General features: G+C 42.4%; 4 protein-coding genes. 2 read left to right on the top strand and 2 right to left on the bottom strand.

Features of this window, described 5'->3' with window-relative positions:
- Positions 1 to 1,348 (bottom strand): hypothetical protein (locus J7J01_00110; GenBank protein ID MCD6209298.1); only part of this gene is annotated, 1,348 nt, incomplete at its 3' end.
- A 134-nt stretch (positions 1,349 to 1,482) separates the two neighbouring features.
- Positions 1,483 to 3,804: a PAS domain S-box protein gene (locus tag J7J01_00115; protein ID MCD6209299.1), complete on the bottom strand. Its 2,322-nt coding sequence runs from the start codon at positions 3,802 to 3,804 to the stop codon at positions 1,483 to 1,485.
- Positions 3,805 to 3,959: 155 nt separating this feature from the next.
- Between J7J01_00115 and J7J01_00120 the strand changes: the two genes are divergently transcribed.
- Together J7J01_00120 and J7J01_00125 are read left to right on the top strand one after the other, a co-directional pair.
- Positions 3,960 to 4,796 carry a winged helix-turn-helix domain-containing protein gene (locus tag J7J01_00120; protein MCD6209300.1) on the top strand — a complete coding sequence of 279 codons (837 nt, stop codon included), beginning with the start codon at positions 3,960 to 3,962 and terminating at the stop codon, positions 4,794 to 4,796.
- 18 nt (positions 4,797 to 4,814) lie between these two features.
- The coding region (locus tag J7J01_00125) for a UbiA family prenyltransferase (GenBank protein MCD6209301.1) at positions 4,815 to 5,484 on the top strand (670 nt) is incomplete at its 3' end.

Here is a 5,484-nt window from a genome sequence, read left to right on the forward strand (position 1 = left end):
TATCAAGGGGTGCTCTGCCGCCGCCACCGCCACCGGCGACTCTTGGTCGGGGTGTTGGTGTTGGTGTTGGAGTGAGGGTTGGAGTTGGTGAGGGTGTTGGTGTAGGAGTGGGAGTGGGGATGGGTGCGGGAGAAGAGTTTATTAAGAGTGTGGCGTTATATTTATCGCCATCGGCGGTTATGGCGGTTATATTATATCGCCCGGTAGGTATCCCATGGGTATCAATGGTTATGCGGAAAGTTCCTGTCTCATCTGGCATGATATTCATTATATCAACAGCTACATCAATCGAAATATTAGTAGCATTTGGATCTATTGCAGTCCCTCTCACCTCTATATCATAGATTCCTGTTGGTATAGGCATTCTATGATATACCGTAGCCGTGCTGTTATTGGTGTAATAGCGGAATACAAACCCCAATTTCTGGAAACTGTCTTTGTTTATTCTCGTGTTTATCCAGATGGGCATCCGTATAGCAATATCATTATTTACTCCATGCACCATGAGTGATAAACTTGTGTTCCGATAAGATATATTAAGTTTCTCTAATTTATCCTTATATTCTCCGTTTGAGACGTTTATTGTGTGATTTGTGATGGTGCAACTCAAGGTTATCGGTTTATGAGGAAAGTCCGTGCCTTCTATGGTAACGGAATCACCTGATGCCACCGTTGATGGTATTATACTCAGTTTAGGGGTAGTTAAGGTGAATGAGGCATTATGGCCATCGGCGGTTATATTATATTGTCCGGGTGGTATCCCATGGGTATCAATGGTTATGCGGAATCTACCCGATGCGCCGGTCATGACTTCATCGGTGATTGTAAGGTCAATATACACAGCATCAGCGTTCTCTTTAGCCTCAGCAGTACCTCGTAATGTTATATTATACTTACCCGGAGGTATTTTCGATGTTGAGTTTATCTCCGTTGTATGGTTCTGCTCATCATAGTAGAAATTAAGCCATGAATTGGTTTTATTCAATACTAAAGATATAGGAGGGGTATTTATTACCATCTCCGTGTCGTTCTGTACTCCATGGAGGCGCAGCACGAAACTCGTATTTTGAGCAGAGATATTCAGTCCATATAACTCGTATTCATACCGCCCCGCTGGAGATACTGGTATCGTAAAATTAGAGATGGCACAATGTAGAGCAACCGAACTGTTAGCCGGAAAGTCCGTGCCTTCTATGGTAACAAAGTCACCCTGCTTCACCTGCCCTGGTGTTACAGTTAGCGCCGCGGCTGCGGATGCTACGGATACGGATACAGTGCCAGCAAAAGCGACCAATAATATAGTGGCAATCACGATTTGCTTCATTTTTCTATCCCATTTTATCCCCATCTTTCTCCCTATCGCTATCTCATGCATTGGAAATAAACGCTATATTACATATATACACCTTTCGTTTCCAATCCAATATTCGTTTTTTTTTGCAGGAGGTATGGGAAGTGGAGATTGTGGCGATAAAATATTGTTCAGCCGGATACAGGGAGTGTAAAGCAAACGATACACCCCTTCCCCCTCTCTGATTCTATCCAGATGCGTCCCCCGTGTACTTCTATTATCTTCTTCACAATGGCGAGTCCGGCACCTGTGCCATTGGTATTGCTGTCGAGCTTATAGAAAAGCTCAAATACCTTCTCATGCTGACTCCTGTCTATCCCTATGCCATTGTCCCGCACGAAGAAGACAACTTCGTCATCCTTCTTCCGATAACCGATAAATATCTCCGGATGCGGTTGATCGCCCATATATTTTATGCTGTTCGTTATGAGGTTCACTAGCACCTCAACTATTCTCATACGGTCAACATGAACAACAGGGGAATCATCAGCTACTGTGACCTTCACACCGCTTGATTCAATCTGCTGCCTTGTTTGCTCCAGCGCTTCATTTATAATCTCACCGAATGGTACCTCTAAAGGTGGATTCATCACACGACCGATACGGGAGAGTTGCAAGGTGTCATTGAGGAGATTCTCCATCTTCTTCGCGGCATCCTCTATGTATTTGAGCTCTTTATCCACCTTATCTTGCTCGTTTCGTTTCAAATCTTCGCGAAGCAGGTGTATAAAGCCCTGAATTGTCAATAGGGGTGCTCTGAGGTCATGCGACACTGTATAGGTAAACTGCTCAAGCTCTTTATTCTTCGCCTCCAGTTCCTTCTCTACCTCCTTTAACCCGGTGATATCATGACTTATCGTCAGAACATGGGTTATTTCTCCTGCTTCATTAACCAATGGCGCTTTTTTTACCGATACATAATGGCGTTTACCGGTTCTGTCAGTATAGGTTCGTTCGGGGATATTTACCACCCTCTTCGTCTGAAATACCTCTTCGTCTTTATCACGATACACCGTCTTCCCTATCACATCTTCCTTCTTGAGCTCCGTTATCTCACAATATGCCTTATTGACCATAACGAGGCGGTGTTTTGAATCCTTGATAGTGATAGTATCCGGGATGTTATCAATGATATTCTCGAGGAATTCACTTGCTTCTTTCAGCTCCTTCTCCATGTATCTCCGCTTGGTGATGTCCCTTATAGAGACGAGGTTTACATGCCGCCCCTCATAGATCATGTCAGTTCCGAGCCATTCAACCCATAACTCTCGTCCTGATCGGTTTATCACACGATAACTGCCTAAATAGCCACCTCGCCCCGCGTGCACATCTTTGAGGGCTTCCCTCACCGCATCATGGGATTCAGGTGCCACTAATTCGAGTATATTCCCCCCTATCATCTCTTCAGGCTCTACCTCAAACATCGCTGCGAGAACGGAGTTATATTTGAGTATCCTACCGTCATAATCAACTATCAGGATCCCATCCAGCAGATTATCGAATACAAGGCTGAGATTCTTCTCCTGCGCTGTCAGTCTCTGCTCAATTCGTTTTCGCGCTGTGATGTCATGATAATGCTCTATTCTCCCACCTGCGAATACACCTGTCCTTATAGGGGTGCTCCAGTGCTCAAGGAAACGCTCTCCTCTATTCACTCCGGGGAGCACATGACACTCAAACTGTTCGATGTATGTATTATTGTCATATGTACTGAGTACTACACGTTCAAACTTTTCTGGCTCTTCAAAGATGTACTTTATCTTCTCTTTTATCAACCGTCGCTTATCCATCCCAATAATGGCATCTCGCTCGATTCCAAAGAACTCTTCTATTGCATGGTTAACCCATACGACCCGGAAATGGTCATCAAGGATGATAATACCGCAGGATAACGAGCCAATAGCATCATCCATCAGACTTAAGTATTTCTCCTTCGACTCCCGCAACGCGTCTTCCATCTGCTTTCGCTCTATCGCAATGGCTATCTGGTCTGCTACGAATTTGAGCATCTCCAGGTCCTTATCCGAATACGCGGATGCATCATGGTAGTTAAATAGGCACATAGCGCCCATGACCTTATCCTTTACTCTTAGCGGTGTGCCAAGCAAGACCGCGGGTAGTGTCTCAGCCTTCTCATGGGTCAACCTGCTGATAAGTTCCGTGGTGGCGATAAGCGTTTTCCCGTCCTTTATTAGATAGGATGCGAGAGTTTTCCACCATAAACTAAGGGAACTCTTCTCTTTCACATTCGCAGGATAAACCAGATTCAAAGATTCCTTTTTATCATCGTAGAGAATGATACAGATGCTGGTGTTTCTCATAGGCTCATTCAGATACTCATGGACAGAGCGGAATAGTTCATCGAGGTTCTTTGCCCTGCTGGCAGCATCTGCGACCTTAAACAGGAGTGACTGCCGCTTCCCATCCCCTCTACCCGGTTCTTCCAAACTCATTTTCTACAATTTTTGTAGAGGATGTATAAATAGTATTCAGTTTAGGACAAAATTGCTTTAATTGAACAATGTTTCAAAACATTAACTATATATCAAGTACTTGTCCATCGTACTTTTATATGGCAACCATTATAGAAGGTGAAGAAGAGATATCAGTGAGGGATAGAAGTGTAATAAAAGGGCAAAAAGGGCAGAATATCCAGAATAGTATCCGCATCGCTGTTTGCTCTGAGCTGCGCAGGCGAATCATCATCGCTTTACGTGAGGGCAAGAGGACGCTGAGCGAGTTGAGGGATTCACTCGGGGTAAGTTCTACAACTGCAATACATGCATTGAGGGAGCTTGAGAAGGAGAATATAATCTTTCAGGACGAATCGAGGAAATATGGGCTGACGAGGATAGGGTATGTTATAGGATTAAAATTGAGTGATTTCGTTGATGCTGTGGAAGTGCTGAAGAAGCACGAGGACTTCTGGCTTACGCACGACCTCAGCGGTATTCCAACGCATCTGCTCGAGAAGATCGGGTGGTTGAAGGGCTCAATTCTTCTCGAAGATACTGCTATTGATATTTTTAAAGTCCACACGAGTTTTATTAACTTATTAGCGAGTAGTAAGCAGATAAGGGGAGTATCTTCAATTTTCGTTCCTGAGTATCCGCCCCTGTTTGAGAAGTTAATTCTAAAAAAAAGGGCTGATGTGGAACTTGTAATAACAGAAGAAGTGTTCAATAAAATGTTAGAGGTGATAAATCAAGAAGTATTAAAAAAGGCAATTAAGGATGAAAATTTCAAATTTAAACTATACACAGTGGAAGAAAACATAAAGGCTGCTTTTACTGTTACTGATTATTTCCTCTCCCTCGGACTGTTTCATGTTGATGGGTCTTATGACTACAATAGAGATATCATAAGCTATGGTAAAGAAGCGATTGAATGGGGAAAGGAACTTTTCGAGTGGTATTTAAAGCGAGCAAAACCAATCTTTCTTTGATTTTTAGCAGTTAATGCTGTGATATCCAAGGTAGCAGAGGACAGGAATATAAAAGCCGCGGGTATAAAAGTTAGTTTTTGCAATTTTCTCAAGAATCTTTACTTATTGCTTGATAATTTTGTGTCTTTATTGATCATAAGTTCTATATTCATTGCCATGAATGCTTCTTTATTAGCCTATTTCTCTTTCTTACTCTACAATATAAAGGTTAATTTTAGCTTACTTCTTGCTTCTTTCTCACTCACTTTTACAGTATACAACCTAAATAAACTGACGGATATAAAAGAAGATTTAGTAAATGTGCCGGAAAGGGCGGGATTTATTGAAAAGAATAAATGTTTTGTTACATGGGCTACGATAGTATCTTACTTTACTGCTTTATCATTATCTTTTTTACAGAACCCTTTTGCTGTTTTTATAATCCTTTTCCCTTTCGGTATCGGAATCATATATAGCATAGAAATATCAAATTTCCGACTGAAAGACATAACAGGCATAAAAAATATTGTTATTGCGTTAAGTTGGTCAGTTGCGGGGGCTTTTCTCCCTTTAACAGTTTCTTTTCGAGGTCTCACTCTAATTTCTTTGATTTTCTACTTCTTTTTCACCAAGCTATTCATCAACACGGTCTTATTTGACATTCGAGACATCGAAGGCGACAGAATGAGCGGAGTACGAACAATCCCGG

This window comes from Methanophagales archaeon, assembly GCA_021159465.1.
Lineage (GTDB): Archaea > Halobacteriota > Syntropharchaeia > Alkanophagales > Methanospirareceae > G60ANME1.

Coding starts and splice junctions, on each gene's coding strand:
- J7J01_00115 (MCD6209299.1), bottom strand. CDS start 3,804: ATGAGTTTGGAAGAACCGGGTAGAGGGGATGGGAAGCGGCAGTCACTC.